1 protein-coding gene is annotated in these 1,156 nt (G+C 69.8%); it reads right to left on the bottom strand.

From position 1 onward, the window contains the following. On the bottom strand, nt 1–1,156 hold a 1,156-nt coding region (locus tag G5C65_RS37545), incomplete at both ends, for an amidohydrolase family protein (RefSeq protein WP_165303519.1).

Below are 1,156 nucleotides of genomic sequence, written 5' to 3'. Positions count from 1 at the left end.
GCGGGTGCGCGCCCGGTACTGCTCCGGGGTGCGGTCCAGGTCGAGGTCGAGCATGCGGATGGCGTTGCCCCGCATCAGCTTCCACACCGTCTCGTCGTCGAGTCCTTCGACGTGGTCGAGGGCGATCTGCCGGGTGTGCGGGAAGGTGGAGTCGACGTGCGGGTAGTCGGTCTCGAAGGTGGCGTTGTCCCGGCCCACCGCGTCGAGGGAGGCCACGCCGTGCTTGTCGCGGAAGAAGCAGCAGAAGACCTGCCGGCGGTAGTAGGCGGAGGGCGGCTCGGGGACCAGGTCGCGCACGCCGCCCCAGGCACGGTGCTCCTCCCACACGTCGTCGGCGCGCTCCAGGGCGTAGGGGATCCAGCCCATCTGGCCCTCCGCGTACGCCAGCTTCAGCCCCGGGAAGCGCACCAGCACCCCGCTGAAGAGGAAGTCGGTCATCGACGCCATGGCGTTGTTGAACGACAGGGTGGCCTGTACGGCCGGCGGCGCGTCCGGGGAGGCGGCCGGCATCTGCGAGGACGAGCCGATGTGCATGCACACGACCGTTCCGGTCTCCTCGCAGACGGCGAAGAACGGATCCCAGTAGCCGGAGTGGATACTCGGGAGACCGAGGTATGTGGGGATCTCGCTGAAGGTCACCGCGCGCACCCCGCGCTCGGCGTTCCTGCGCACCTCGGCGACGGCCAGGCCCACGTCCCACAGCGGGATGAGGCACAGCGGGATCAGCCGGCCGCCGCTGTCGCCGCACCACTCCTCCACCATCCAGTCGTTGTACGCCCGCACACACGCCAGCCCCACCTCCTTGTCCTGCGCCTCGGCGAACGTCTGCCCGCAAAAGCGCGGAAAGGTGGGAAAGCACAGCGAGCCCTCGACGTGGTTCGCCTCCATGTCGGCGATCCGGGCCTTCGGGTCCCAGCAGCCGCGCCGCATCTGCTCCCGGGTGATGCCCTCCAGGGTCATCTCGTCCCGGCTGAAGCCCACGGCGGCGATGTTGCGCTTGTAGGGGAAGAGGCCGCCCTCGTACTCCCACCAGTCGGTCGGCGGCCCCTCCGGGTCGGTGGTGATCCGGTACCTCCCGCCCACGTACTCCAGCTCGCCGATGCCCATCGTGAGCGGCTTCGGCCCCCGGTCCCGGTACTTCGCAGGAAGCCACGTC

The organism is Streptomyces boncukensis (genome assembly GCF_011045075.1).
GTDB lineage: Bacteria > Actinomycetota > Actinomycetes > Streptomycetales > Streptomycetaceae > Streptomyces > Streptomyces boncukensis.
This window is presented reverse-complemented; position numbering and strand designations above follow the sequence as displayed.